Here is a 26,442-nt window from a genome sequence, read left to right on the forward strand (position 1 = left end):
TTTTGGTTTACTTGTGGATATGGAAGTAACACTAAGCTCACCACTGGTGTGATGAGCTTAGTGTTGGAGTACAGTTGTATTTTTAGTGTTGTGTTGGAGTAATCATTAGCTGAGCATCGTGATAACCGAGTCGATTTAGCGCGTTAGGGTCGAAATTGGTAACGACGGTTATATCGCCCGCATGGTAGGTTTTGTGGTTGGTTAATATGTTCACGACATCAAATGAATCGACAGACTGCTCCGCACCGATATCGATCATCCCGGAGTATTGTGACTCGGCACTAAACTGACCAGAAACATAAGAGTAGAAGGGGCGAACACTCGCGCCAGCGGCATATTGCATGCTGCTAAGGCCATATTCGTTGATTGCCCAACTCCAATCCCACCATTTCATTTCTCCAGGAATATAGCGGTGATCCCATTGGTAGCGGATGTTCGCTTGTTCTTCACTGTTGGTTCCCATTGTAAAGGTATGAGAAACAGTTGGACGATTTGTCGGGTGATTGCTGATTGCATTGCCGCTAAAGCGAAGGAAGCCAGTAAAGTTAACGTCGTAACTCATCTCGGCTTTTATGCGGTAAGGGTAAGAGATGGTCGAGCGTAAGAACTCGACTTGAAAGGGCAGTACTGAATTTGCGGGAACCGTAATGATAGCTTGCAGTTCGCTCAGTTCAGAACGAGATCCATTATTGGTATCAGAAAAACGCTGTTCTTCCTCTAAAAGTACTCGTACGTCCGTTTTACCAACTTGTGGCCATTTAAAGTTATCAGAGATGATTACCGAATCAGCGAGATCAAATCTATTGGTTTTGTGCCAACGAGTCGATTGTTCAAATTGAAGGTCAACGATGATTTGCTTAGGCTCGTTGCTTTCGTTGATTGCGTAGGCTGATACGGTTTTAATCAGTTCCTGAGCTGGCTCTAAAATCGTGCCGTGCGAAAATGCTTCGCTGTCTAAGGTGTAAGAGAAATTATCGACTGTGATTGTCGTTTTCTCATTACAACGCATGCCACTGCAGCTCCCGTTGTTATTCCCTTTTATCTCCCAACCGTCGTTGAGCTGTTTGATTGACATGTCTTGACCGACATAGCGGGCATTGTTACCACCCACCCATGCAAAACCAAGATTGTGAGCCAAGTAACTTAGTGGTCTGATAAAGTTTCCGTTGTCGTTGATTAAAGCGCTTTGAACCTCAAGGTTGTCGCTCTCTTGAATCGCTTGTTCATCGTAATAAGGGAGGCCCGCATCTGGCGAGTTTGGATAGCACCAAGTGTTGTCGTTTGCTTGCCCTTGTTTGATGAGTCCGTGATAGCCAGAGCCCATAATCTCCCAATCGTCCTGAAGGCCGACAATGTCCCACACGTTCATGCGAGAAATAAGAGCTGTTTTATGTTCTTGAGCTTCAAACTTATTAAGTGGGCGATAGTCTGAACGGCAACTATCGTCACCGAGTTTATCTAAGACGATCTGGTCAGAGTAAATCTTTGAATGAGCTGTAAAAGCTATTAAAGAGAGGGCAGCGCTGAATAGTATGGTTTTACTGACGTTAAGCATGAATAATTTCCTAAATGGCATTTTCTGGCTATTTTTATTAGAAGCGATTGTTAGATTATATTTATATTATTTTGAAGCCGAGGGCCCCTAGCGGTGTGTACTCTGTCATATAAAACAATGCCAAAAATACTGAATTAAATTGAAATAAATTCCTTATTATTATCAGATGGTTACAGTAATGGTTTTATTATTTTATTGATGGATATCTATGTAGGTGTTCATTCGGCATAAAGGCTTACTTAAACCCTAAATGGATAAGCGGTTGGATATAAAAAATGAAGGGCAGTGAGAGGATAAGATAGAAGTACTTTGCGGTTGCTTTGAACAAAAAATGCAACAAACAATCGTTCGATTGCTGCTGCATTATGTTTGTAAACTGGAGCTAACTTAGCTGCCGATAATCTTCTGAGCTTCCAAGCAAGCGATTAAGCATCGCCTGGCTTTTCTCGCTTACTGTTCCAACCCATGAAGTTGTAGACATTGTATCGAGCGAAGCCTATTTGCTCGTGCAGGGCAAAGTCTGTCACTGCAAAGTTGTACCACAATGGCAGCCACGAAATCTGAGCCGCCATATAATCGGCTCTTACCGGAATTACGTTCAATCCAAAGTGGTTGAAATAGAGTTCACTACGACGAATGTGCAGGCCTGATGACACCAAAACAACGTTGTCGAATTGATGATGCTTCATTAGGTCGCTCGTCAATTGCGCATTTTTCCAAGTGTTCACGCTATTTGGTTCTTGGATGATGTCGGCTATTGGAACCCCCAGCCTAAGCAGTTGCTGTTCATAAATCTCAGCTTCTGTGACGCCGTTATTCTGAGCATCACCCCCACTGATGACCACTTTGCATATGGTTTGTTCTTTTGCACAATCTTTATATTGGCTTGCAGTTTCGCTGATTCGGCCAAAAGAGAAAAAAGCTGGCTCGAACTCTTGCGTGCTTTTAATTAGTTGCGTGCCTGCACCCAGAAGAACAATGGCGTTATTGTCAGACCATTGGATATCAGGCTTACTTTCATAATTCGCTTGTAGGTCGTCTAATAAATAACGAGGGATCAAACCTGAACCAATCAATACAAATGACGATATAAGAAGAAGAGATAAAAAAGTAGAAGTTGTTCGCCATTGAAGTAAACGTGTAATGCCAACGAATAGCAGAAGAAGTAAAAGTATAATAAAGCTCATGAGGATCCCGTTATCGAACTGATGCCAAGGTGGTGTCGCATGCTGAAGCGTTGCATCATATATCAATCATGATGATGCTTCATAGCTAACTCATTGTATTATTGAACAAATGCACGATTTCTTTCTATTAATTATTAATGCTCGCGATAGTAGTAACTGAAACGCTTTATTATTGTTCGATTAATCCCTCTTAAAATATAGGTATATAAATCAGGAGGGTTATTTAAACCTTACTCAATGCTATTTAATTTGTTTTTTCATCAAATTCTAGTCATTTCGAACCTTTACTTAAGTTATCAAAGTAATCCTGAACAAACTTAATGAACATTTGATGTTTCTTTGCCGGATATATGACTTGAGGGTAGAACAGATAAATACAGTTATCTTGTTGCAAGCATTCATCAGTAAGCACTCGTTCTAACTCTCCACGTTCAATCTCTTTTTCTACGTAATAACTCGCGATTCGAATGATGCCACTGCCTTTCATCGCTTGCTGTTTGAGTAAGTGGTTATCATTACTCGAGAGCCAGCCAGATACCTCAATGTTTGCTGATCGTAGCGGCCATTCGGTTTGGTGTAACGTCGCTAAGCATTGGTGATGTTTAAGCTCATTCGCATTGCTTGGGTGACCGAACCGCTTAAGGTAGCTTGGTGTCGCGACTAAGTCGTGCTGATAGGCAATTAAACGCTTCGCGATCATGTTTTCAGGTGGGGTGTTAGTGGCACGAAAGGCGATATCGATATCATCTTGGTTAAGATTGAAGTTGGTGTAACTGCTGTTTATCTCGAAGCGAACCTCTGGGTATTGCTCCCTAAATTGTTGGCAGATATCAAATAGGAAGACCTCGGTAAACATCTTTGGTGCTGTCAGCCGTAATGTGCCTTTAACGATGTCGTGTTGTTCTGAAACACTGCGTTCTAGCTGTAGTACTTGAGAACGAATGGTTAAGCCTTGTTGTAAGGCACGTTCGCCTTCTTGGGTTAATCGAACGCTGCGTGTCGTTCTTACAAGAAGAGGGCACTGTAAATCGCTCTCTAGTCGTTTGATTTGCTCTGAAAGATAACTCTTCGATATGCCAAGTTTCTCTGCTGCCTTGGTAAAGTTAAGTTGCTGAGCAAGCTCTACAAATAGGATCAGTCGTTCTATTCTCTTGTGCTCGTTCATGTGCGTGTTCCTTTAAAACGGGTTAATTCTATTGTTCGCCATATCAAACAATTAATTCGTAACTAGCATATTCTGTTTTCTAAAAAGGACAATATGATAGAGGCATATTTATTGGCATCAAATCTTCTAAGCGAGATCAGATATGACGAACAGCATTGATTCAACAAGCAAAACAGATAATAAAAAGAACATTCCATTATCAACCTATCTAGAGAATGTTGGGCAAGTCGCCTATGGATGCATGGGGCTGGGTGGTGGTTGGAACGACAATCCAGTAACGGCGGCTGATGTAGCGCAAACACGCAGCGTAATTGACACTGCACTAGAATCAGGAATCAATCTGTTCGACCATGCTGACATTTATACTTTTACTAAAGCTGAGCAAGCCTTTGGTCAAGCGTTACAGCAAGCTCCTGAATTACGTGATCAATTGTTCATTCAATCTAAGTGTGGGATTCGTTTTGAAGGCGAGGGGAACGTTGGCCGTTATGATTTCTCGGCAGATTGGGTAGGCCAATCGGTGGAAGGCATTCTGAATCGCTTGAATACGGAAAAGCTCGACGTGTTGCTTCTGCATCGTCCTGATCCGCTAATGGAGCTCGATGAACTGGCAAGAACGCTAGAGAACCTGAAAGCACAGGGTAAGGTCGATTTCTTTGGTGTGTCGAACATGAACAGCAACCAAATCCAGTATCTGCAATCTGCGCTAGGTCAGCCGATTGTCGCGAATCAAATTGAAATGAGCTTGGCAAAGCTTGATTGGTTGAATGATGGGGTGATGATTAACTCACAAGGTCACCATCAATCTGATTTTGCTGCAGGCACACTAGAGCATTGCCAAATGAAGGGGATCCAACTGCAAGCTTGGGGCTGTTTGGCACAAGGCCGGTTTGCTGAGCAAGGTTTGTATTCAGAACATGAAAACGTGAAAAAGACCGCGCACTACGTGGCTCAGTTAGCAAATCAATATGGTGTTGAAAGTGAAGCGATTGTGCTGGCGTTTTTACTTCGTCACCCCGCAAGTATTCAGCCTGTTATTGGCACGACTAATCTACATCGAATCAAAGCCTCTACAGTCGCGACGCAAATCACCTTAAGTCGTGAAGAGTGGTACAACTTATACGTGTATTCACGTGGTCAGGCGTTGCCATAGGGGATGAGTATGTTGAATCAAAAAATAGTACAGCAACTCGTGTACAGTGCGCTCGATATTGCAGGGCATAATAACCAAGCAATTGCGGTGAGCGTGTGTGATACACATGGTGAACTGCTTGCGTTTTCCCGAATGGACAACGTCAGCGTGCAAGCCGGTTTGTTAGCTCAAAACAAAGCCTATACCTCAGCACGAGATAGACAACCGAGTGGTAACTTGGGCGCATGGGCGAGGGCGACAGGTAAAGACGTAAGCTATTGGACAGATCCGAAAATCACAGGTTTTAAAGGTGGTGTACCTATTCAACATCAAGGGCAGGTGATTGGGGCGATTGGTATCAGTGGGTTGAGCGAAGACGACGATGAAGTATTAGCTGAAAAAATAATTCAGCTGGTGCTTTAAGTTCTGCTGCTTACAAAGTCACTCTGATAAAAGACAGATAATAAAAAACCGATGCATTTGCATCGGTTTTTTTGCTTACTCATACCAAGATCTTTAATCGCTCTTGAATACGGAAGTCGAATTAAGCGTTCGCTTGTTCCAACTCTTTTTGTTCTTTCTTACCCAGTATACGACTTGTAATCGTACCGGCTGTCATTGCACCTGATACGTTAAGCGCAGTACGTGCCATATCGATAAGTGGTTCGATAGAGATAAGCAGAGCTGCGATAGTCACTGGAAGACCCATAGCTGGAAGTACGATAAGTGCTGCGAAAGTTGCACCGCCACCCACACCCGCGATACCGAATGAGCTCACCGTAATAATAGCAATCAAAGACAGAATGAAGTTGATGTCCATTGGGTCGATGCCCACGGTTGGCGCAACCATGACGGCTAGCATGGCAGGGTAGATACCCGCACAACCGTTCTGGCCAATTGTTGCACCGAAAGTTGCAGACAAGTTAGCAATCGCTGGTGGCACGTTTAGCTTAGTAATTTGAGCTTCAACGTTCAGTGGAATCGTTGCTGCAGAACTGCGTGAAGTGAAAGCAAATGTCAGTACAGGCCAGATTTTCTGGAAGTATTCTTTTGGGTTTACGCCAACAAAAGAGACCAACACACCGTGAACAACAAACATCAGGATGATTGCGACGTAAGAAGCAACAATGAAACCCAGTAGGCTTAGGATGTCTGAAGCACTTGATGTTGCGACAACTTTCGCCATTAACGCAGCGATGCCGTATGGCGTTAGTGCCATAATCATCTTAACTAAGCGCATTACGATAGATTGAGCCGCTTCAACGAAAGTGCGAATTGGTGACTCTAGCTCTTCTTTTTCAGCCATTACTTTACGAGCAGCAATACCTGTAAGCACACCGAAGATAACAACTGCGATGATTGAAGTAGAGCGAGCACCGGTTAGATCTGCAAACGGGTTAGTTGGAATGAAGCTAACCAGCATTTGTGGAATCGTTAGGTCAGACACACTTCCCATGCGGCTTTCTAGTGTTGCAATACGAGCCGTTTCACGAGCACCTTCTGTTAAGCCTTCAGCCGAAAGACCGAATGCTTGAGCTACTGCAATACCCACAATCGCAGAGATCGCCGTTGTTGCCAGTAATACTGAAATAGTGATGCCAGAAATTTTGCCCAGTGAACCGCCTTTCTCAAGCTTCACCACGGCAGCAATCATTGAAACCAATACTAATGGCATGATCACCATTTTTAGTAGTCCAACATAGCCACTGCCAACAACATTTACCCAATCCAACGTTTCTTTGATGACCGGGTTGCCTTCGCCAAATAGCAGCTGTAAGCCTAGGCCGAATGCGCTACCAAAAACTAAACCTAATAGAACAAGGCGAGAAAGTGTGTTTTCTTTTTTCTGCTGTCCGTAGAGAAAAAATAGAATACCAATGAATACCGCTAAGGCAGCGATAGTTGGGAATGACATTTAATGTCCTTATGAATTACTTCAGATTGATGGGCGGCCTAGATATATAGGCTTAAGTACTGTTAGCTAAGATAACGTTCTGTTACAAAACGTAAAATAAAGAAAAGTAATTGATTAGAACAATTAGTAATATCCACTCAATTAGATGAATGGATATCCAACATTTTGGTGAATAGATGAGCTTTTTAGCGATATTTTGCCAATAAATTGAGCATGTCACTTGACGAGTAAATTTCTACATTTTGGAAATTATTTTCGAATAATCGGAACAGCATGGTTTGTGCCACGTCTTTTGACTGAATAGGGCGCAGGTTTTTATATTTACCAATCATAAATGGTGACAACAAAGGGAAGATACTTTGTAGGAGTTTTTCGTCGGCTCGTGGCTGAGCTCTTTCGCCAACAAGAGGGCCAGGACGAGCAATAAACAGCTGTTTGAAGCCGATACGCATCAAATTCTGTTCCATCTGACCTTTGCATTTTAGGTAATGAGAATAGGATGTTGGTGATGCACCATAGCTTGAAACCACAGCAAGTCTTTCTACTCCGATAAACTTCATCGACTGAGCCACTTGGCTGACCAATTCAACATCGACTTTACGCAATGCTTCTTTGGAACCCGCTTTTTTCTTGGTAGTACCTAGGCAGATAATACCTAAGTTGGGCGTCGCTTTGGTATCGTCCCAGCTTGTTACTTGTAGATCACTATGAATGAGCGTGTGGAGTTTGCTGGAGTTAAACTGAGAATCTAGTGCTCTTCGGGACAAAGCGTAGATATGCTCGACCGCGGGTTCGTCTATGAGTAAATCCAAAACGTGTGAACCTATCAGGCCTGTTGCTCCTGCAACAATGACCGATGCTTTGTCTCCTGAAATGCTCATAGCTATCCTTAACCCTTTGCAAGTGCCTGTTTAATATAAACAGTGTTTGAATTTTAAGCGAATAAAACTTTTGAACAACGAGTGGTCAGTTGCGTGGTTGATAGGTTGATAGGTTGATAGGTTGATAGGATGGAAGTCTAACAATAAGTTAAAACGGGGCTGGTGGTCTAAAATCTAATGTTCAATATTAATTAGTGCCAGATATAACAAAGCCCGCTGGGCAACGGGCTTGTCATAATCATGTGAAGGATAGTGGGATTTTCTTCACTTTCTTACTTGCTTTTTTACTCGATTTAATTGGTTTCCTTTTGCTTTGGTTTGCGAACATTTCACCTCCTAAATCTTTGTTTTTTACTAATCTACTGTTTGTTACTAAGTGAGGGGAGTCACTTTTTGTTACTGTCTTACTGAACTTGCTTTGTTGCTAACTTCTCGATGGAGAGAGACCGACAAGTTGCTTACTTAACTTATCAACGGAGAGGGTTTAATAAGTTGTTTTATATAAAGCATAAACGATGCCAAAATGTAACCTATTGATAAATCTATTATCAGTATTGTTGGTGTTTTAGGGTTCGTCAATTTGAATGTCAATTTGAGAAAAAACCAGTGGGATCTGTTTAAATTAAGAACACTCTCTATGGTTTCTGTTGATTAGGCATAGATACGGCATTGCTTAACACGTAAACTGAGTCGTAATTCACATAGACCAAGGACGTGCTATGAACCTCAAGCTTGATACTCTTGCTCCCACTCAGATTTATCACCTGATGACACAAACCGTTGTTCCTCGACCTATTGCGTGGGCATTGACGGAATCTTCTGATCAAGAGTACAACCTAGCGCCTTTCTCTTATTTCACGCCTGTTTCCAGCAATCCGCCGCTACTGATGTTATCGGTTGGGAAGAAGCCATCGGGCGAAATCAAAGATACCACCCGCAATGCCCTTGAAACGGGTAAGCTGGTGATTCACATTGCTTCTTCAAGTTCTGCAGAAACAATGACGGCGACTGCAGCCACACTCGATCACGGTGATTCTGAAGTAACTGCGAATAATATTGAGCTGGTTGAATTTGAAGGCTTTTCTTTACCAAGAGTAAAAGAGTGCGCGGTTGCTTTTGGCTGCACCTTGTACGAAGTAAAAGAAGTTGGAGAGGTGCCACAAAGCCTCGTCTTTGCTCAAGTCGAAACTGTGTACATCTCCGAAGATGTGATTGATCAAGAGAGTGAGCGTCTTAAGGTTGATGCGCTGGCATTGGACCCTTTGTCTCGATTGGGTGGCGGTGAATACGCGACGCTTTCCAATGTGTTCTCTGTCGCACGCCCTAAGTAATAATCCCTAAGTAGCAAACCCTAAATCAACGTACCCAGAATAAGCGTTTTTAAAAACTATGTTAGATACAAAATACTCACAGTCCATCCAACATCGCATCGACCAAAAAACCAAGCCACTCGGTGCGCTTGGCCTACTAGAAAAAGTCGCACATCAACTGGCATTGATTCAGAGCCAAGGCAAAGAAGCTGCGGTGGAACACATCGAATTGAACAAGCCGAGTATCATCATTTTTGCAGGTGATCATGGTATTGCTGATGAAGGCGTGAGTATTGCCCCAAGTGCCGTCACACAGCAGATGGTGTTGAATTTCTTAAGCGGCGGCGCAGCGATTAATTGCTTTTGTGCGGTAAACAACGTCGATATTACAGTCGTGGATACTGGGATATTGTTGCCTGTTGAATCTGACAGTGACATGTTGGTTTCTCAGCGCTTAGGTACGCGAACCAACAACTTTGTCAACGAAGCGGCAATGAGTTTAGAAACGGTTGAACGTGGGATTGAACTGGGTGCAGAGCTTGTATCTAGAACCATTTTGAATGGCACGAATATCATCATGTTTGGTGAAATGGGCATCGGTAATACTAGCAGCGCTTCAGCGATTTTAAGTGCACTAGCAAACCGTACTGCCGTTGAATGTGTTGGCCTAGGCACTGGCATCAACAATGAACAGCTTGCACGTAAAGTGGCTGTGGTTGAGCAAGGTGTTGCTCGCTGCAAAGGCATAGATGCGAAAGAAGTTAAAGATATTAAACAGGTACTAGCACAAGTCGGCGGCTATGAAATCGTTCAAATGGTCGGTGGTTTCCTTGGTGCATACCAAAACAGTACACCGGTATTGGTCGATGGCTTTATCGTGTCGGTTGCGGCGTATGTCGCGACCTTAATTGAGCCGAACTGCCGTGATTATATGATCTTCGCTCATCGCTCAGAAGAGTCAGGCCATAAAATCCTACTAGAGCTACTAGACGCTGAGCCACTGCTCGACCTTGGATTGAGACTGGGCGAGGGCACAGGTGCTGCTTTGGCTATGCCAATTATTCGTGCGGCAGCCGAGTTTTACAACAACATGGCAAGTTTCGAAAGTGCCGGAGTCACTGTTTAATGAGTGATGCACCAGAAAGATCGTTGAAAGATCGAGTTACTTATCAGTGGGAGTTGTTTGCGCTGGCGATGGGCTTCTTTTCTCGTTTGCCAATGCCGAAGAACACTCCCTATTCATCAGAGCGAATGAACCGTTCAGGTCGTTATTTCTCAATGGTCGGTTTGTTGCTTGGCGTATTGTGTGGTGGTCTGTTCTTACTGCTCGATGCGGTATTGCCGAGTACGATTGCGATCTTCTTGATGATGAGTTTTAGCTTAATGCTGACGGGTGCTTTCCATGAAGACGGCTTAACCGATATGGCGGATGGTATTGGTGGCGGCATGACACTTGAACGCCGCTTGACCATCATGAAAGACAGCCGTATTGGTACATACGGTGCGTCTGCTCTGGTTATGGCTCTGCTGGGTAAGTGGGTTTTATTGAATGAACTCGTGAGCATGACTGGACTGTTTATGGTTATCGTCGCGAGTTATACCTTTAGCCGTGCGATTGCGGCTTCCCTTATCTACGACATGCCTTATGTCAGCGATTTGGACACCAGTAAAAGTAAGCCATTGGCCAACAAACAAACCAAGGGCGAGCTTGTCTTTTTGCTAATTATTGGTGTGCTGCCAAGCTTGTGGTTTGGTCTTGAATTCGCTTTGGTTTTATCTGTCGTCGCATTTCTGTTTAGAGCAGGTATTAAAAAGTGGTTAATGGCTCGAATTGGCGGCTTTACTGGCGACTGCTTGGGTGCGGCTCAACAGTTAATGGAGTTGCTGACTTATCTTGTATTCATAGCTGCTTTTTACAATGGCTTTCTATAACGGCGTCCTATGACAAACACGAATCAAACTTTTCAAGCGAATCAAATTAATCAAGCAAGTCAGCGAAGTAGCCATCTGGTATTGGGTGGAGCTCGTTCTGGCAAGTCGGGTTTTGCAGAGCAACAAGCATTATGTGCGCTTGAAGCATGTTCAAATGGACGCCTCAATTATATTGCGACAGCGACATATCTTGATGATGAAATGCGAGAACGAATCGCGCACCATAAAGCACGTCGAGGTGAGCAGTGGATTGAGCATGAAGTACCCGTCGAGTTAGCCGAAAAACTGCAATCTTTTACCCAAGATGATGTGGTGTTGATTGACTGCCTAACATTGTGGTTGAACAACATCATCTTTGAATTGGGTGATGACGCAACCAATGAACAGGTTGAAGCCGTGGTTGAGGCTTTAGTGCAAAGCGTTGAGCAAAGTCCGGCGCAAATTATCATGGTGTCTAACGAAGTCGGTTTAGGTGTGGTACCTCTGGGTAAAGTGTCGCGCTTATTTGTCGACAATGCAGGGCGAATGAACCAAGCGCTAGCTCGCGTTGTCGAACGAGTTACGTTGATCGCCGCAGGATTGCCACTGCACTTAAAACCATCTAATCATTCGTTTGATACTCAAGGCTAGGTCGCACTCATGGTCAATGGAACAACCAAAAATATCTATTTGCTGCGACATGGCAAGGTTGACGGGAAAGCAGCACTGAATGGTTTATCTGACGTGTTGGTTAACCCAAACCTTCAACAGCGGATTTGTGATGAGTTGGCTCAGAACGATGTCGCTTTCGATGGTGTTATTACTTCGCCATTACGACGATGCAGTGATCTCGCGAGCTTGTATGCAGAGCGTATGTCAGTGCCTTTATCTTTTGCTCCAGACTTCCAAGAAATGAACTTTGGTGAGGTTGACGGGGTCGCATTTGATGAACTTCAAGACAAGTGGGCGATGCTAGACACCTTCTGGCAAGATCCCGCAAACCATCAACTGACTGGTGCGGAAAGTTTACAGAGCTTCCATAACAGAGTAACTCAAGCTTGGTCGCAACTTTTGAATGATCCAAGTGACAATCTATTGCTGGTTACTCATGGTGGCGTAATTCGAATCTTATTAGCGCATTGCCTTGATATTGATTGGAAAAATCCGAGCTTGTACTCGAAGTTATCGATTGAGAATGCGTCGATAACCCATATTCAAGTCACTCAGTTTGCGCAGAGCTTTATCAGCGTTAAAGCGATAGGGCTGCCTGTTCTCTGAGTGTTCAAAAACACAGTTTAAGAATTAATAATCTACTAAAAATATTAGAAGTATTAAAAGTAATTAGAAGTATAAAGCGGCGTGAACAGTCGCTATACCAAATTGGTATTACTACCTACGTGAAAGGAATTTAGTCATGACAACTCCAAGTTGGGATTTAAGCATTGCTTATCGCGATCTTGATGATGCAAAAATCGAACAAGACATCGAACTGATTCAACAGTGTATTGAGCTCTTGTACCTGCATGTTGAAAAGCGTCACATCATTCTGGCAATGCAAAACGCAATCCAGACCTCAGAAGCGGCAGGTACGTTACTCAGCACAATCAATACCTTTGCTAACTGTCACGCGTCGGTCGACGCGACACACACAGAAGCAAAAGCACTGCTTGGCCGTGTAGCTAAGCTGAACTCTGAAATGTCTCAAGCATTCAGCCCTTATGAAGACACCTTAATTCACGCAGAACCTGAATTTGTGAATGCCGTATTAGAGCATGATAGTGCCGATGTAGCAGGGCAGCGCTTTGCTATTGAAAGCTCACGCAAACTATCGAGCAGCCGCCTTAGTGTTGCTGAAGAGCAGTTATTAGCTGCGATGAAGGTTGATGGCCGTGATGGATGGGGTCGTTTATACGACAACCTAACGGGTTCTTTAAAACTTTCGCTAAAGCTAGACGGCGAAGACGAAGCTCTAGGTTTCTCGCAAGCGGCGAGCCTGTTGTACGGCAGCGAATTCGACAAACAAGAACCTGCATGGCGCGCGGTTCAAGGTGCGATGAAAACGCATCAAGAGTCTTTTGCTTCGATCCTAAACGCATTGGCTGGATGGCGACTGACTGAAAATAAAAAGCGTTCAAAAATAAGCGACGTACATTTCTTAGATCCAAGCCTACATGGCAGCCGAATTGTTCCAGAAACCCTAGACACCATGATGTCGGTGGCAAAAGCCAATCGCGAGGTTGGTCAGAAAGCGGGTCTGTTGATGGCTAGAGTTCACGGCTTAGATGAAATGAAGCCATGGAACCATTTAGCCGCTATGCCGCCGCTGGGTGACAGTGAATCTAAGGTTTACCCATTTGATGAAGCGATCGAAGTAATCAAAACTGCTTTCGCTGAAGTCAATCCAGAGATGGCTGATTTTGTCGCATTAATGGTTGAAAACGGTTGGATTGATGCCGCTCCGGCTGCGAATAAACGCCTAGGGGCTTACTGCACCAAGTTTGCTGCGACACGTACACCGCTTGTATTCATGACGTGGAGTGGTAGCCGCTCTGACTTAATGACACTGGCACACGAACTGGGCCACGCGTTCCACAACTGGGTAATGAAAGACATGCCGTTGTGTCAGACACGCTACCCAATGACGCTGGCAGAAACCGCTTCTATTTTTGCAGAGAACATCGTTCGTGACCACTTGTTAAAGCAAGCACAAACACGCAATGAGAAGCTGGAAATGTTGTGGGAAGAGCTTTCTTCTTCACTCGCTTTGATGGTGAATATTCCGGTACGTTTCGAGTTTGAAAAAGCGTTCTACGAGCAGCGTGAAAAAGGCGAACTGACGGCTAAACAGCTGTGCGACTTGATGGAAACCACTTGGAAAGATTGGTACGGCGATGCAATGACAGAAGCCGACCCTTACTTCTGGGCGAGCAAGCTGCACTTCAGCATCTCTCAAGTGAGCTTCTACAACTATCCATACCTGTTCGGTTACCTGTTCAGTAAAGGAGTTTACGCACAACGTGATGCTAAGGGCGAACAATTCTACGGTGATTATGTCTCATTGCTTCGTGATACTGGCAGCATGATGGCGGAAGAAGTGGTGCAAAAGCATCTCGGAATGGACCTGACTCAAGCGGATTTTTGGCAACAAAGTATCGACATGGTCAAAGTTCAAATCGATGAATTCGAAAGATTGCTGAATCAGGAAGATTAATTGATCTCAATCTGTTCATAGCAGGTCAGAGCTGTGTTAGCTTACGTGGCTCTTATCTTGCTGACATGACTTGAGAAAAGCTGAGACGACCCAAAGTTACTTTAACTAGAGAAAGTTATTTGGAACAGATGTCGGTTAGTAAAGCCAGCAGGTAATATAAAAATATATGGGTAGTATTTGTGATTGATAACGGAGTTTCTGTTGATAAGTGCGATCCTAGCGACACAATTTCTATGTACAATTTATTAACATACGGCCGTGCAATTAAGGAGTAGCGCATGACGAAGACCCTCTTTCGCCAATCATTTCTTTTTGACAGCCTAGATCTTGAGCAAGAAGTGTTTGCAGGACAGACCGTACTGAGTAACGGTGTTGAAATTAAGCTTCATCAACGTGGTGTATTGGAAGTAATTCCCGCGGATTATAATTCTGAAACTAAGAACATCATCTTCTCAACAGGTGTTCATGGTGACGAAACGTCACCGATGGAGCTAGTAGATAAATTAGTTGAGGATATTGAGACAGGCTTCCAAGTAGTAAATGCTCGTTGCTTGTTTATCATCGCTCACCCAGAAGCGACCAATGCGCATACGCGTTTTCTCGATGTGAATATGAATCGTCTGTTTGATGAAAAGCAGCACGAAAGCAATCGAGAAGTGGATATTGCGAAGAACTTGAAGTTCTTGGTTACTGAGTTTTACAAAGAAACGGAGCCTGCCACTCGTTGGCATCTAGATTTGCACTGTGCAATCCGTTTATCTAAGCATTACTCGTTCGCTGTGAGCCCTAAGGTTCGCCACGAAGTACGCAACAAGGAGCTTTTCGATTTCATTAACAGTGCCCACGTTGAAGCTGTGTTGCTGTCTAATGCACCAACCAGCACCTTCAGTTGGTACAGCGCTGAAAACTTTGAAGCGCAAGCACTGACAATGGAATTGGGTCAGGTAGCAAAAATTGGTGAGAACCAACTTGTTAAGCTCACTGCTTTTGATTTGGCGATGCGTAACTTGATTGCTGAAGCTGAGCCTGAGCATCTGCCTAAGCGAACTATCATGTATCGTGTGAGCCGCACTATTGTTCGTTTGCACGATGACTTTGATTTCATGTTCTCTGATTCTGTAGAGAACTTTACCGCGTTCAAGCACGGTGAAGTATTTGGTCATGATGGTGATAAGCCACTGATGGCGAAGAATGAAAACGAAGCCGTGGTATTCCCAAATCGCAACGTGGCCATTGGTCAACGAGCTGCCTTAATGGTGTGCGAAGTTGAAACTCGATTCGACCACGGTCAGCTTGTGTACGATTAATACCTAGCTGGGTTTAAGCGACTAAAACAACCGCTCAACTGGTTGAAATATCAAGGTTCACATTACGGTGTGAGCCTTGAGTTTATTTAGGGATACAGGTAAGGTTACGCGAACAATTTCAAAGTAGCTTGATATGGATTTCCAACAACTTCTTCACCAAAAACAGCGCAAATGGACGCGAGCCATTTATCTGATGGCAGCACTGCTTGTCGCGCTGAGTGCAATTTACCTAATGGTTGGCGATCTCTTCATTTCCCCTCTGGGCACCTTGTCCGCGTTAGAACAAAAACTACTGATTGATTTACGCTTACCTCGATTATTGGCGGCTATTGCCATCGGGGCAGGTTTAGCTGTATCTGGTGCAAGCTTGCAAGTCTTATTAGGAAACGTATTGGCAGAGCCGGGTGTGCTGGGTATTTCTGGCGGTGCGAGCTTAGCCATGGTGATCGTGCTGTTCTTCTTGCCGTTTGCTCCTACACCAGAACTCTTCATGATCGCTGCCGTTTTAGGCTCACTCTGTTTTACCGTTATTCTGGTGAGCATGGTCAAAACGATGCGACTGACCACGGCCAAATTATTGCTGGTGGGTGTCGCGTTAGGCATTCTTTCAGGTGCGATGGTGACATGGGCGTTCTATTTTAGTGATGACCTCAGCCTACGTTTACTGATGTATTGGCTGATGGGCAGCTTAGGTGGCGTGACTTGGTATCAACACTCGCTCACCTTAGTCATGATTCCCGTGATTGTTTGGTTGTGTCTGCAAGGCAGTAAGTTAGATAAGCTGATGATTGGCGAGACGCATGCCGCACAGTTAGGCGTGAACGTTCCGAGATTACGTTGGCGTCTAATCTTCGCTGTGTCTATTTTAGTTGGATGCGCGGTGGCATTGGGCGGCGTGATCAGCTTTGTTGGCTTGGTTGTGCCACATTTGTTGCGTTTAGCGATTGGTACCGACAACCGATACCTTCTTCCTTTGTCTGCCGTTGCTGGTGCAGCATTGCTTGTATTTGCTGATATTTGTGCAAGAACTTTATTGGATTCAGCAGAACTACCCTTGGGTGTGATGACCACCAGTATCGGTGCGCCTATCTTCATTTGGATGTTAATTAAAAATCATGATTCAAATTAAGAGCCTGAGCGTCGGCGCTCGTTTATTACCACTATCATTTGAGCTCAAGCAAGGGCAGGTGACTCACGTTATCGGCCCCAATGGCAGCGGTAAAAGTACCTTACTCGAAGCGATATCTGGTATTGGTGATGGCTATAAAGGTGATATCAAGTTCGATGGACGAGACTTATCTGTGTTGTCGCTACAAGACTTATCATTACACCGTGCTTATCTTTGTCAAAGCGCAAGGCCAGCCTTCAACTTAGAAGTGTTCCAATACCTTGCGTTGTCTCTGCCAAGCTCTTCACATGGCCTTGATACTGAAATCAACGCAGCTTTGGAAGAGATAAGCCAGATGTTGGACATCACAGACAAACTTCATCGTTCCATTCAGACACTGTCTGGTGGTGAATGGCAACGCGTTCGTTTGGCGGGAATGTGTCTGCAAATTTGGCCGACGCTTAATCCTTACGCAAAGCTGCTGATCCTCGATGAACCTGCAGCTCCGTTGGATATTGCTCAAGAAGCGCTGCTGTATAAGCTTATCGAACGAGTGGCTGATAAGGGCATTGCGGTTATTATGGCTAACCACGATCTGAACAGAACCCTAAGACATGCAGACCAAGTGTTGTTGCTCGACAAAGGCGTACTTCAAGCATCAGGTAGTGCAGAACAAGTGCTTACCCCTGAGCAGCTAGAGTCCGTGTTTAACACTGAAGTCAAAAGTATCTCAGTCGATGATCAAACTTATCTGTTGTTTGGTTAAAAGACAAATTGGTTAAGCCGGTTATTGGGTTCAAGGCGAGTTAGTAAAGGAAGCAAACATGTTTAGATACATCCAAAGGCGAAGAATCAAAAAGGTGATTAAGTTACTGTCTGCAAAGATGGTACAAAGTTACGGGAGTCGTGATTTTTTCTCGATCGGTCAAGTCGAAACAAGTTCTCGTGAGTTGAGTAAACGCCAACAACAGATTGCTTTAGCCTTGTTTGCGGATCCGAAAGATTTAGATGTTGAATTGGTTCCCATTATCCAGCTGTTACGTAATGATGTGTCTAATGACTTCTTCGGCGGCGAGAATTACACCGCGCGCGATGTGCTCAATCTTTTAGGTGGCGGCGGTTGGAAGGGTGGTCGTATGGACGATGACATGTCACATCGCATGGGCATGCATAGCCGCTATTAAATATCGTCTTACCACCTAACACTGTATATCCCCAAAAGCGGCTTAATCATTAAGCCGCTTTTTTATTCACTTTGAATATTGTTTCCTCAATCAACACAGAATACTGAGATCCAATAATTCGAAGCAACATCATCTATCTACAACGCTTTTGTTTGAGTTGTGTGATGCTGATTCCTATCAATATAAAACCCGCTGTCATTGATAAAATTGACGTATATATTTTTCGTTGTTCTTCAATTAATAACTATAAACCTTCGAACTGCAATTTAGGTTGGTAAGTGACCAATTGATGTTGTGCTCAGGGTAAAATAACAGAGAGTGGGAAAGTGAAAACAGCAAATAATAATATTCTAAAAATAGCAGTGGGGATGGCTATGCTATCCAGCGTGCCATCAGTGGCAAACGCTCATGGCTGGTCTGAATTTCCAAGCGCACGTCAGAATACGTGTTACGAGCAGGGCGGAGTTTGGTCAGGTACGCCACCAAATGCGGCGTGTGCTCAAGCAAAAGATATTTCAGGCTCATATCCTTTCGTTCAACGCAACGAGTATGCGAAAAACATCCAAGATTTCAACAACATCAATGCTGTAAAGGCTGCGATTCCAGACGGCACTTTGTGTTATGCCAATGATTCGCAAAAACGCGGCATGGGTGCACCTCATACAGGCTGGACTCGCACCGAGCTAAATACTGGTACATTTGAATATGTATTCAATGCGACTGCACCACACAACCCGTCATTCTGGGAGTTCTACCTAACCAAACCAAACGCCGACCTGAGCAAAGGCCTAGCGTGGGGTGATTTAGATCTTATCCAAGAAGTTGGGAATGTTCCTGTAAGTGGTGGCAAATACCGTATCAACGTAACGATTCCTTCAGAGCGATCTGGCGACGCAATTCTATATGTACGTTGGCAACGTGACGATGCCGCGGGTGAAGGTTTCTACAACTGTTCTGACATCACTATCGCGGGGGGAACAACTCCTCCACCAGATCCTACACCTCAACCTGATCTAGTTCGTGGCGACCTGTTTGTTTCTGACCAGTTTGGTACGCCAGAAATTGGTGAGACGGTTAAATACGACATCATCAACAAGTACGGTGAAGTAGCGCGTAGCTTCGACATCGTTATCGACGCTTCAAACGTTAACGATTGGGCTCGTTTGTTGGCTTCAGAAGTTAACGGCTGGCATGAAGAGTTCAAAGATGGCGCGATCTTCATTGGTGACTGGCACGCTGAAATGCAGCACTACATGTATTTCCAAAACGATCCTTCACGTAACTTCTTCAACTCAAAAGATAGCCGTGCTTCTGGTCAGTTAACGCTGATTGATGGTGGCGACGGTGGTGTTGAACCATTGAAAGGCGACATCTACGAGCTAGTGAAGAGTGACAACGTAGTGAATGCTGGCGACAAAGTTGTGATTGCAACAAGTGAAGCGGCGACATTAACTCAAACTCAAGGTTCTGCGGTAAGCATCCAAAATAACGGTACTGCGTCAGTTGTCGTAGATACGACTGGTATTGTAGCTAATGAAACCTTGTCATTCATGGCTAGTTCTATTGAAAGTGATAGTGTTGAAACCTTCACGTTCGAAGTGATTGCCGATGACGGTGGCGTGACACCAGACCCAGATCCAACGCCGGATCCTGATCCGACTCCAGACCCAGACCAAGGCTCGTGGGATTCATCAGCGACTTACCTAGGCGGTGAAGTAGTGACGTATTCAAACCAGTCGTGGAAAGCACAATGGTGGGTTCAAGGTGGTACAAACCCTAAAGCGACCTACGAAAATGATCAGTGGGGCGTTTGGCGTCCAGCTAACTAGTCGGCTAGTTAATCTAAACTAAGTAGCTCAGTAATTAAGGCACCACACTCGATTTATGAGTGTGGTGTCTTTTCTTGTGGGAGGGATAAACAAGTCGACCGTGAGGGTAATTGGGTTTAGGGTAAGGCTTTGTTATACCTGAATGTCCGAATGCTTCGAATATCCACGGTTTAGTAACCTTTTACACATTAGATAGAAAAGACTTTTTGATGAAAAAATCTCAGATACTCGCCAATACAATCAAGAATCAGATAGAACAAAACATCTGGCTGAGTGGTGAGAAGATCCCATCAATTAGAGACGCGTGTAAGCGCTATAAACTCAGTATCGAGACGGTACTGCAAGCCTATCAACAGCTTGAAGACCAAGGCTATGTGCGTTCAAAGCCTAAGTCTGGCTATTTCGTGTTACCGCATAGAAATGTATTCACCTCAGAATACACGCAACAAAAAGCCATCAAGCCGTATCCCGTTAAAATCAGTGACCTGCTTTACGATGTGCTTCAACGAGCCAAAGACCCTAGCATCATTCCACTTAGCTCGGCATTTCCAGATCCTGCTTTGTTTCCGCATCAAGCGTTGTCGCGCAGTTTAGCCAATGCAAGTCGTCAAATGCCCGATAACAGCATGCTTACTAATCTGCCACCGGGCAGTGAAACGTTACGCAGGCAAATCGCTCAGCGCTATCAAGCTGGTGGGCTAGATGTATTGCCCGACGATATTGTGATCACGTCTGGGGCAATGGAAGCACTTAACTTATGCCTGCAATCCTGTACCGAACCGGGTGACTTGGTCGCGATAGAGTACCCTGCGTTTTACGGTGTGTTACAGACCATTGAAAGGCTTAATCTTACCGCTGTTGAGATCCCGACCGACCCTGAAACCGGTATCGATTTAGATGTATTGGAGTCGGTGTTTGCTTCAATGGACATCAAAGCATGTTGGTTCATGACAGAATCGCAAAACCCTGTTGGCTATTCGATGAGTGATAACAACAAACAGCGACTCGCCGAGTTAGTGAATGACCATAAGATCCCAATGATTGAAGACGATGTGTATCGTGAGCTTCACGTTGGAAACCAAAGTTCATTGCCAGCCAAAGCTTATGACACTGGCGAGCAAATCATGCTGTGTGGTTCGTTTTCCAAATCACTGTCGCCGGGCTTTCGAATTGGTTGGGTAGTTGCAAGGAAACAAGCGTTAAAGATTCAGAGATTGCAGCATCTATCGACACTCTCCAGCAGTATTCCGATTCAGCTTGGCTTGTCTCACTACCTGACGTTTTATAGCTATGACAACCACCTTAAAAAGCTTCGCAAACTGCTGAATGAAAGGAAGAAGGCGCATATAGCACTTCTAGAGTCCAGTTTGCCTAAGAGTGCTCTGATTCATAAAAGCCAAGGTGGTTACTTCCTTTGGGTAGAGTTGCCTCATTCTGTTTGTGTAGAGAAGCTTTATGAGCAAGCACTTGAACACAACATCTCTGTTGCGCCGGGAATTATATTCAGCAGCGACAAAAAGTTCTCTCATCATATTCGTCTCAACTCTTCGTACGCTTGTGACGACAAAATAGCAGAAGCCATTCGTACGCTAGGTGGTTTGATTCAGGCGATGGAATCACAAGCCTAAGTCGTTAGTCGCTCCTCGACTATGTTTACTTGAAATCTAGCTTGTCACTCGTCGGACAATTCAATCTGTTCTGTTTTTTAACAGCTGATCTGTTCTAGTTTGGTTTGTTCGAACTGTGCTGAAATACGCTCCAATTCTTAATATGAAAGCCATCATTATGATGTTTGGAGCTTAAATGTTTGATGTAGTTGAATTGTCGCGTTTACAGTTTGCGCTAACCGCTATGTTTCACTTTCTCTTCGTCCCGTTAACTATTGGTATGTCTTGCTTACTGGCGATCATGGAGTCGATCTATGTGCTTACCGGTAAGCAAATCTATCAGGACATGACTCGCTTTTGGGGCAAACTTTTTGGTATTAACTTCGCTTTAGGTGTCACGACCGGATTAACCATGGAGTTCCAGTTCGGCACCAACTGGTCTTATTATTCTCACTATGTCGGCGACATCTTTGGTGCTCCTCTTGCTATCGAAGCCCTTGTTGCATTCTTCCTAGAATCCACCTTTGTTGGACTGTTCTTCTTCGGTTGGGAAAGACTGTCCAAAGGCCAACACCTTGTCGTGACTTGGTTGGTGGCGTTGGGCTCTAGCTTCTCTGCATTATGGATTCTGGTTGCTAACGGTTGGATGCAAAACCCGATTGGGTCGGAGTTCAATTACCAAACCATGCGTATGGAAATGACTAGCTTCGCCGAAGTGGTGCTCAACCCGGTTGCTCAAGTTAAGTTCTTGCACACAGTCGCTTCAGCTTATACCTGCGGTGCGATGTTTATCCTTGGCGTGAGTTCTTACTACTTGCTTAAAGGTCGTGACGTTGCTTTTGCAAAACGTTCGTTTGCTGTCGCAGCTTCGTTTGGCATTGCTTCTATAATATCGGTGATCGTATTAGGTGATGAGTCGGGCTATGAACTGGGTGACGTCCAAAAAGTGAAACTTGCGGCAATTGAAGCGGAATGGCGCACCGAACCGGCACCTGCGGCGTTTACTTTGTTTGGATTACCAAATCAAGAAGAAGGCAAAACTGACTTTGCTGTGAAAATTCCCTATGTGATGGGGATTATTGCAACGCGATCTTTGGACGAGCAAGTGACGGGACTTCATGATCTGCGTGATCAACATTTAGTGCGTATTCGAAACGGTATTATTGCTTATGAATTGCTAGAGCGTTTGCGATCTGGCGATACCTCACATGAGACAGAGCAAGCTTTCGATCAAACCAAGCACGACCTTGGCTACGGCTTATTGCTCAAGCGATACACAGACACCGTGACTGACGCAACTGAACAACAAATCCAACAAGCAGCCGATGATTCAATCCCAACTGTGTGGCCTCTGTTCTGGTCATTCAGAATCATGGTGGGTTGTGGCTTCATTATGTTGTTTGTCTTTGGTGCGGCCTTCCTGCAAACCTACCGTAAAAACATTACGCAAAAGCCTTGGTTATTGAAGGCGGCACTTTGGTCAATTCCATTACCTTGGGTGGCAATTGAAGCAGGTTGGTTTGTTGCGGAGTATGGTCGTCAGCCATGGGCGGTGGGTGAAATCCTTCCTGTGACGGTCGCAGCCTCTTCGCAAACTGTTGAGAATCTACTTACGTCTCTCGCACTAATTATCAGCCTCTATACCGTCTTCATCATTGTTGAAAGTTACTTGATGATTACCGTTGCTAAAAAAGGCCCAAGCAGTTTAAAAACGGGTCGCTATCACTATGAACAAACAACAACATCACTTGAAGCCAAATTGGCACAACAAGTTCAACAATAAGGCGACTGACTCATGTTTGAATATGACACATTGCGTATAATTTGGTGGGTTCTGATTGGTGTGTTGCTGATTGGATTTATGAGCACTGATGGCTTTGATATGGGAGTAGGAGCGTTGTTACCGTTTATCGGTAAAACCAACTCTGAAAGACGAGTGATGATTAACTCCATTGCACCCCATTGGGACGGCAACCAGGTGTGGTTAATTACCGCAGGTGGCGCTTTGTTTGCAGCTTGGCCGTTAGTGTATGCGACATCGTTTTCAAGCTTATATGTTGCTATGTACTTGGCTCTTATCTCATTGTGGCTGCGTCCTCTTGCACTTGAGTACCGAGCCAAGATAGACAACGACCAATGGCGAAAAGTGTGTGATTTGGCAATTTCATTTTCAGGCTTCTTCCCGCCGATTTTATTTGGTGTCGCGTTTGGCAACTTGATGCAAGGGCTTCCGTTCTCGCTCAATAGCTTGCTTATGGTTGAGTACCACGGATCGTTTGTTGATTTGCTTAATCCGTTTGCTCTGTTGTGTGGCTTCGTTGGGTTATTGATGGCGTTGTTGCAAGGTAGTGCTTGGCTGATGATGAAAACGACAGATGCGCTATACAACAAGGCAAGATTGATGGCGCAGGTAAGTGCAGTGTTTGCGGCTAGTCTCATGGTGCTAGGTGGTTTAGCGATAAGCCAAATTGATGGTTATTTGATTGCCAGTGAGTTGAACCATAGCGCTGTTTCGAATCCATTAAATAAACAAGCAATAGTAGAAACTGGTGCTTGGTTAACTAACTTCGAGATGTACCCTTGGATGTGGTTTGCGCCAATTGGCAGTGTGCTTATTCCGCTATTAGCTTTGATCAGCGCAAGGTTGAAATGGGATGCGATTGCTTTTATTAGTTCAAGCCTGACTAACGCTTGCATCATCTTAACGGCTGGTTTTGCGATGTTCCCATTCATTATTCCGTCTAGCGTTAATCCAAGCCATAGCCTAACTCTGTGGGATTCAACCTCCAGTGAACTGACCTTGAACATCATGACAGGCGTAGCATTCGTGATGGTGCCAATCATCCTGTGTTACACCGCTTTTAGTTATCGCACAATGTTTGGACGACTCGATAACGAGTATGTCGAACGTAATGGCGATTCACTGTATTAAGGAGTTTCTCATGTGGTATTTTGTTTGGATATTAGGCTTATTCCTAGCCTCTGCATTTGCAGTTTTGAATGTCATTAGTTTAGAGAAAAGTGAGTCAGAAACTGAGTCTTAATCGATGGGCTGGGCTATATAAGAAGACCAGAAGTGTGAGTTTCTGGCCTTTATTACACCGTTCTTTAAATCTTGGCTTTATTAGTTAGTGGCACAAAATGGTAAGACTCGATTCGCGCGAATGACTAGAATTATCTCAAACGAAACAAGTGAGCTAAGACTCAGTTTAGTCACTTTATCTTATTCGAATGGATGCTTTCAAAACTCGAAAGAGGATTAACTTATGTACGAACTAACACTGATTCTAAGCCTAATGATGGGTGGCGCTGACAGCACTGCAGAAATGGAAGTTAACACTCAATTTACGACTCTTGAGCAATGTAATGAAGAAGGCGCAGCGTTAGCTAAGAAGCTCAATGCTACGGATCTTAAAGTCATGCAAGTTCAATGTGAACGTGACTAATCAAGAGAGCTAGTTTAACAATATGGGCACATATCTTTGTGTCCATATCACATCAACATAATAACCTATTCTTTACTCTCTCCATCGGAAACTCTTCCGTTAGCCACTACAAGTAAAACCATATTATTAACACGCCTTCGTCAAAATACTATTTCCCCTCCATTTGCTAATTCCTTAATTTGAAACAATTTCATCTAACCTATTGTTAAATATTTACTATTTGATAGTGTGTCTAGGTGCACATTGAGGATGTGCATCACATTTAGCGAAGAATAATAGTAGGAGTTGCGATGAGTATTATAGTGAGACGGTCTGAACCGTCAGATGCAAAGGGAATAAAAGAAGTTTACGAATGCACTAATGCTTATACCGGTACGCTGCAACTCCCAAATCCATCTCTGGAAAGCTGGCAGAAACGAATCTCTAATATGCCCGACAACGTGTACTCGTATGTCGCGATGATCGACGATGAGATTGTTGGTAATTTGGGAATGGAAGTGTGTGTAAACCCGAGAAGGCGTCATGTCGCTTCATTCGGTATGGGTGTTAAAGATGATGTATTAGGCAAAGGTGTCGGTAGCCAACTGCTCGCGACCGCGATCGACTTGTGTGATAACTGGATTAACATTAAACGACTGGAGCTCACCGTCTATACCGATAACGAACGAGCGATCAGCCTGTATAAGAAGTTTGGCTTCGTGATTGAAGGAGAGTCGGCTGGATTTGCCTTTAGAAATGGTGAATACGTTGCGGCTTATCACATGGCTCGACTGGTATAGTGTTCTGCTTCTAAAACACGGCTCCAATTAACACAGCTAGAGTTTTCTAATAGATAATAAAACGCCACGTTAAAATAACGTGGCGTTTTCGATTTCAGTCAACTGAGGCTTTAAAGTGTTTCAGTTGTAGCCTTACTTAAGCCGTTAGAGGCTCAAGGTTCGCAGGGCGGTAGTGTACTGATTTTAGTACTTTACCTTGGCGAATTGTCTTGCCTTCAGAAACGAAATCTTCCGCACACTTAGCGATGATGTATTCGCCTTTTTGAACCGCCATCAGTTTGATGTTCTGCTCAGCATAGAAAGCTTCAGTTTCTGCGTATTCTGTTTCGTTACGACACACTTTGCTCATGTTGCTTGAGTGTACTTCGTCCCAACAAGGTAGAAAGTCGATTGAACGGTTTTTAGAAACATTCAGCAGCAGGTCGATTAAGTAGCTAATTGCTAGGTTGTCTTCAACCTTCGCTTGGCCAAGGTGAACCAAACGTCCCATCAAAACATAAACGCTGTCTACAATAGCGTCCGCTTGTTCGATTTTTGAGTCAGCTTCTGCAAGTTCTGTTAGTTCTTCGATCGCTAGAGAGGTGTGTAGCGTATCGCCTTTTTCGTCCATTGTTTCAGGAGCAGCAACAGGCAGATCAAAAGTATTGCGGAACTCTTCAATGTCGCGGTAAAGGTGATCGTAGATTTCTTGGCTTAGTTGAGAAAGGTTCATTTTCCTGTCCATTCTGTTTCGTTAATGGGGTATTTTACCAAAGCTGGGAATAGGGTGCTAACGCAAAGTCGAAGAAGTCGACTTTTATTCATTGGACCAATGAGGTATTTTGCATACAAACCAATTGATTATTGTGTTTTTTTACCCTTTACTCTTCTTAATATACCAAATATTAATGTTGCCACTAACTCTGGCTGCAATGG

The 26,442-nt window shown here is 44.2% G+C and carries 25 protein-coding genes; 19 read left to right on the plus strand and 6 right to left on the minus strand.

Features of this window, described 5'->3' with window-relative positions; translation table 11 throughout:
- Positions 1 to 82 precede the first annotated feature (82 nt).
- The 3 genes from QWZ07_RS12670 to QWZ07_RS12680 form a co-directional block, all read right to left on the minus strand.
- Positions 83 to 1,555: an aerolysin family beta-barrel pore-forming toxin gene (locus tag QWZ07_RS12670; protein WP_192853122.1), complete on the minus strand. Its 1,473-nt coding sequence runs from the start codon at positions 1,553 to 1,555 to the stop codon at positions 83 to 85.
- Between the two features lie 425 nt (positions 1,556 to 1,980).
- Positions 1,981 to 2,742 carry a YdcF family protein gene (locus tag QWZ07_RS12675; protein WP_102310933.1) on the minus strand — a complete coding sequence of 254 codons (762 nt, stop codon included), beginning with the start codon at positions 2,740 to 2,742 and terminating at the stop codon, positions 1,981 to 1,983.
- 271 nt (positions 2,743 to 3,013) lie between these two features.
- Positions 3,014 to 3,907 (minus strand): LysR family transcriptional regulator, encoded by an 894-nt coding sequence (locus QWZ07_RS12680; protein WP_192853123.1) that lies wholly within the window; start codon positions 3,905 to 3,907, stop codon positions 3,014 to 3,016.
- Between the two features lie 142 nt (positions 3,908 to 4,049).
- Between QWZ07_RS12680 and QWZ07_RS12685 the strand changes: the two genes are divergently transcribed.
- Positions 4,050 to 5,060 carry an aldo/keto reductase gene (locus QWZ07_RS12685; RefSeq protein WP_192853124.1) on the plus strand — a complete coding sequence of 337 codons (1,011 nt, stop codon included), beginning with the start codon at positions 4,050 to 4,052 and terminating at the stop codon, positions 5,058 to 5,060.
- A 9-nt stretch (positions 5,061 to 5,069) separates the two neighbouring features.
- On the plus strand, positions 5,070 to 5,462 hold the full coding sequence (locus QWZ07_RS12690; RefSeq protein WP_192853125.1) for a GlcG/HbpS family heme-binding protein: 393 nt from the start codon (positions 5,070 to 5,072) through the stop codon (positions 5,460 to 5,462).
- Positions 5,463 to 5,583: 121 nt separating this feature from the next.
- Here the strand turns inward: QWZ07_RS12690 and QWZ07_RS12695 are convergent, their stop codons facing one another.
- Both QWZ07_RS12695 and QWZ07_RS12700 read right to left on the minus strand, forming a co-directional pair.
- Complete coding sequence (locus QWZ07_RS12695) at positions 5,584 to 6,954, minus strand: L-cystine transporter (protein ID WP_065103637.1); 1,371 nt, start codon at positions 6,952 to 6,954, stop codon at positions 5,584 to 5,586.
- Between the two features lie 185 nt (positions 6,955 to 7,139).
- Complete coding sequence (locus QWZ07_RS12700; RefSeq protein WP_076671698.1) at positions 7,140 to 7,835, minus strand: NAD-dependent epimerase/dehydratase family protein; 696 nt, start codon at positions 7,833 to 7,835, stop codon at positions 7,140 to 7,142.
- 719 nt (positions 7,836 to 8,554) lie between these two features.
- Here QWZ07_RS12700 and QWZ07_RS12705 point away from each other — a divergent pair.
- From QWZ07_RS12705 to QWZ07_RS12785, 17 genes are all read left to right on the plus strand, one after another.
- On the plus strand, positions 8,555 to 9,166 hold the full coding sequence (locus QWZ07_RS12705; protein ID WP_192853126.1) for a flavin reductase family protein: 612 nt from the start codon (positions 8,555 to 8,557) through the stop codon (positions 9,164 to 9,166).
- Positions 9,167 to 9,224: 58 nt separating this feature from the next.
- The gene (gene cobT, locus QWZ07_RS12710) at positions 9,225 to 10,271 is read left to right on the plus strand and encodes a nicotinate-nucleotide--dimethylbenzimidazole phosphoribosyltransferase (protein ID WP_192853127.1); all 1,047 of its coding nucleotides are present in this window, start codon (positions 9,225 to 9,227) and stop codon (positions 10,269 to 10,271) included.
- Positions 10,271 to 11,077 carry an adenosylcobinamide-GDP ribazoletransferase gene (locus QWZ07_RS12715; RefSeq protein ID WP_192853128.1) on the plus strand — a complete coding sequence of 269 codons (807 nt, stop codon included), beginning with the start codon at positions 10,271 to 10,273 and terminating at the stop codon, positions 11,075 to 11,077. Before cobT ends, QWZ07_RS12715 begins: the two co-directional genes overlap by 1 nt.
- Before the next feature lie 9 nt (positions 11,078 to 11,086).
- Positions 11,087 to 11,707, plus strand: coding sequence for a bifunctional adenosylcobinamide kinase/adenosylcobinamide-phosphate guanylyltransferase (gene cobU, locus QWZ07_RS12720; RefSeq protein ID WP_017109806.1), 621 nt, complete (start codon positions 11,087 to 11,089; stop codon positions 11,705 to 11,707).
- A gap of 9 nt (positions 11,708 to 11,716) precedes the next feature.
- Positions 11,717 to 12,334, plus strand: coding sequence for an alpha-ribazole phosphatase family protein (cobC, locus tag QWZ07_RS12725; protein ID WP_017109807.1), 618 nt, complete (start codon positions 11,717 to 11,719; stop codon positions 12,332 to 12,334).
- A gap of 136 nt (positions 12,335 to 12,470) precedes the next feature.
- Positions 12,471 to 14,267 carry a M3 family oligoendopeptidase gene (locus tag QWZ07_RS12730; protein ID WP_017109808.1) on the plus strand — a complete coding sequence of 599 codons (1,797 nt, stop codon included), beginning with the start codon at positions 12,471 to 12,473 and terminating at the stop codon, positions 14,265 to 14,267.
- A gap of 278 nt (positions 14,268 to 14,545) precedes the next feature.
- Positions 14,546 to 15,574, plus strand: a complete 1,029-nt coding sequence (locus tag QWZ07_RS12735; protein WP_017109809.1) for a succinylglutamate desuccinylase — start codon at positions 14,546 to 14,548, stop codon at positions 15,572 to 15,574.
- A gap of 133 nt (positions 15,575 to 15,707) precedes the next feature.
- Positions 15,708 to 16,703 carry a vitamin B12 ABC transporter permease BtuC gene (gene btuC, locus QWZ07_RS12740; RefSeq protein WP_017109810.1) on the plus strand — a complete coding sequence of 332 codons (996 nt, stop codon included), beginning with the start codon at positions 15,708 to 15,710 and terminating at the stop codon, positions 16,701 to 16,703.
- A complete protein-coding gene (gene btuD / locus QWZ07_RS12745) occupies positions 16,690 to 17,448 on the plus strand; it encodes a vitamin B12 ABC transporter ATP-binding protein BtuD (RefSeq protein ID WP_192853129.1) in 759 nt (252 codons plus the stop codon). Before btuC ends, btuD begins: the two co-directional genes overlap by 14 nt.
- Before the next feature lie 58 nt (positions 17,449 to 17,506).
- A complete protein-coding gene (locus tag QWZ07_RS12750) occupies positions 17,507 to 17,866 on the plus strand; it encodes a DUF6559 family protein (RefSeq protein ID WP_192853130.1) in 360 nt (119 codons plus the stop codon).
- A 368-nt stretch (positions 17,867 to 18,234) separates the two neighbouring features.
- Complete coding sequence (locus QWZ07_RS12755; protein WP_479683703.1) at positions 18,235 to 19,695, plus strand: lytic polysaccharide monooxygenase; 1,461 nt, start codon at positions 18,235 to 18,237, stop codon at positions 19,693 to 19,695.
- A gap of 209 nt (positions 19,696 to 19,904) precedes the next feature.
- Positions 19,905 to 21,323 (plus strand): aminotransferase-like domain-containing protein, encoded by a 1,419-nt coding sequence (locus tag QWZ07_RS12760; protein ID WP_192853131.1) that lies wholly within the window; start codon positions 19,905 to 19,907, stop codon positions 21,321 to 21,323.
- Between the two features lie 175 nt (positions 21,324 to 21,498).
- Positions 21,499 to 23,085: a cytochrome ubiquinol oxidase subunit I gene (locus QWZ07_RS12765; protein WP_192853132.1), complete on the plus strand. Its 1,587-nt coding sequence runs from the start codon at positions 21,499 to 21,501 to the stop codon at positions 23,083 to 23,085.
- 12 nt (positions 23,086 to 23,097) lie between these two features.
- The gene (cydB, locus tag QWZ07_RS12770) at positions 23,098 to 24,234 is read left to right on the plus strand and encodes a cytochrome d ubiquinol oxidase subunit II (protein WP_192853133.1); all 1,137 of its coding nucleotides are present in this window, start codon (positions 23,098 to 23,100) and stop codon (positions 24,232 to 24,234) included.
- A gap of 10 nt (positions 24,235 to 24,244) precedes the next feature.
- Positions 24,245 to 24,346, plus strand: coding sequence for a cytochrome bd-I oxidase subunit CydX (gene cydX / locus QWZ07_RS12775; RefSeq protein ID WP_192853134.1), 102 nt, complete (start codon positions 24,245 to 24,247; stop codon positions 24,344 to 24,346).
- Between the two features lie 222 nt (positions 24,347 to 24,568).
- The gene (locus QWZ07_RS12780) at positions 24,569 to 24,748 is read left to right on the plus strand and encodes a hypothetical protein (RefSeq protein WP_004734908.1); all 180 of its coding nucleotides are present in this window, start codon (positions 24,569 to 24,571) and stop codon (positions 24,746 to 24,748) included.
- A 290-nt stretch (positions 24,749 to 25,038) separates the two neighbouring features.
- Complete coding sequence (locus QWZ07_RS12785) at positions 25,039 to 25,527, plus strand: GNAT family N-acetyltransferase (RefSeq protein WP_017109820.1); 489 nt, start codon at positions 25,039 to 25,041, stop codon at positions 25,525 to 25,527.
- 136 nt (positions 25,528 to 25,663) lie between these two features.
- Here QWZ07_RS12785 and QWZ07_RS12790 read toward each other — a convergent pair whose 3' ends face one another.
- Positions 25,664 to 26,239, minus strand: a complete 576-nt coding sequence (locus tag QWZ07_RS12790) for a nucleoside triphosphate pyrophosphohydrolase family protein (RefSeq protein WP_192853135.1) — start codon at positions 26,237 to 26,239, stop codon at positions 25,664 to 25,666.
- Between the last annotated feature and the right edge of the window lie 203 nt (positions 26,240 to 26,442).

The sequence above is a fragment of the Vibrio lentus genome (assembly GCF_030409755.1).
In the GTDB taxonomy this organism is placed as follows: Bacteria; Pseudomonadota; Gammaproteobacteria; order Enterobacterales; family Vibrionaceae; genus Vibrio; species Vibrio lentus.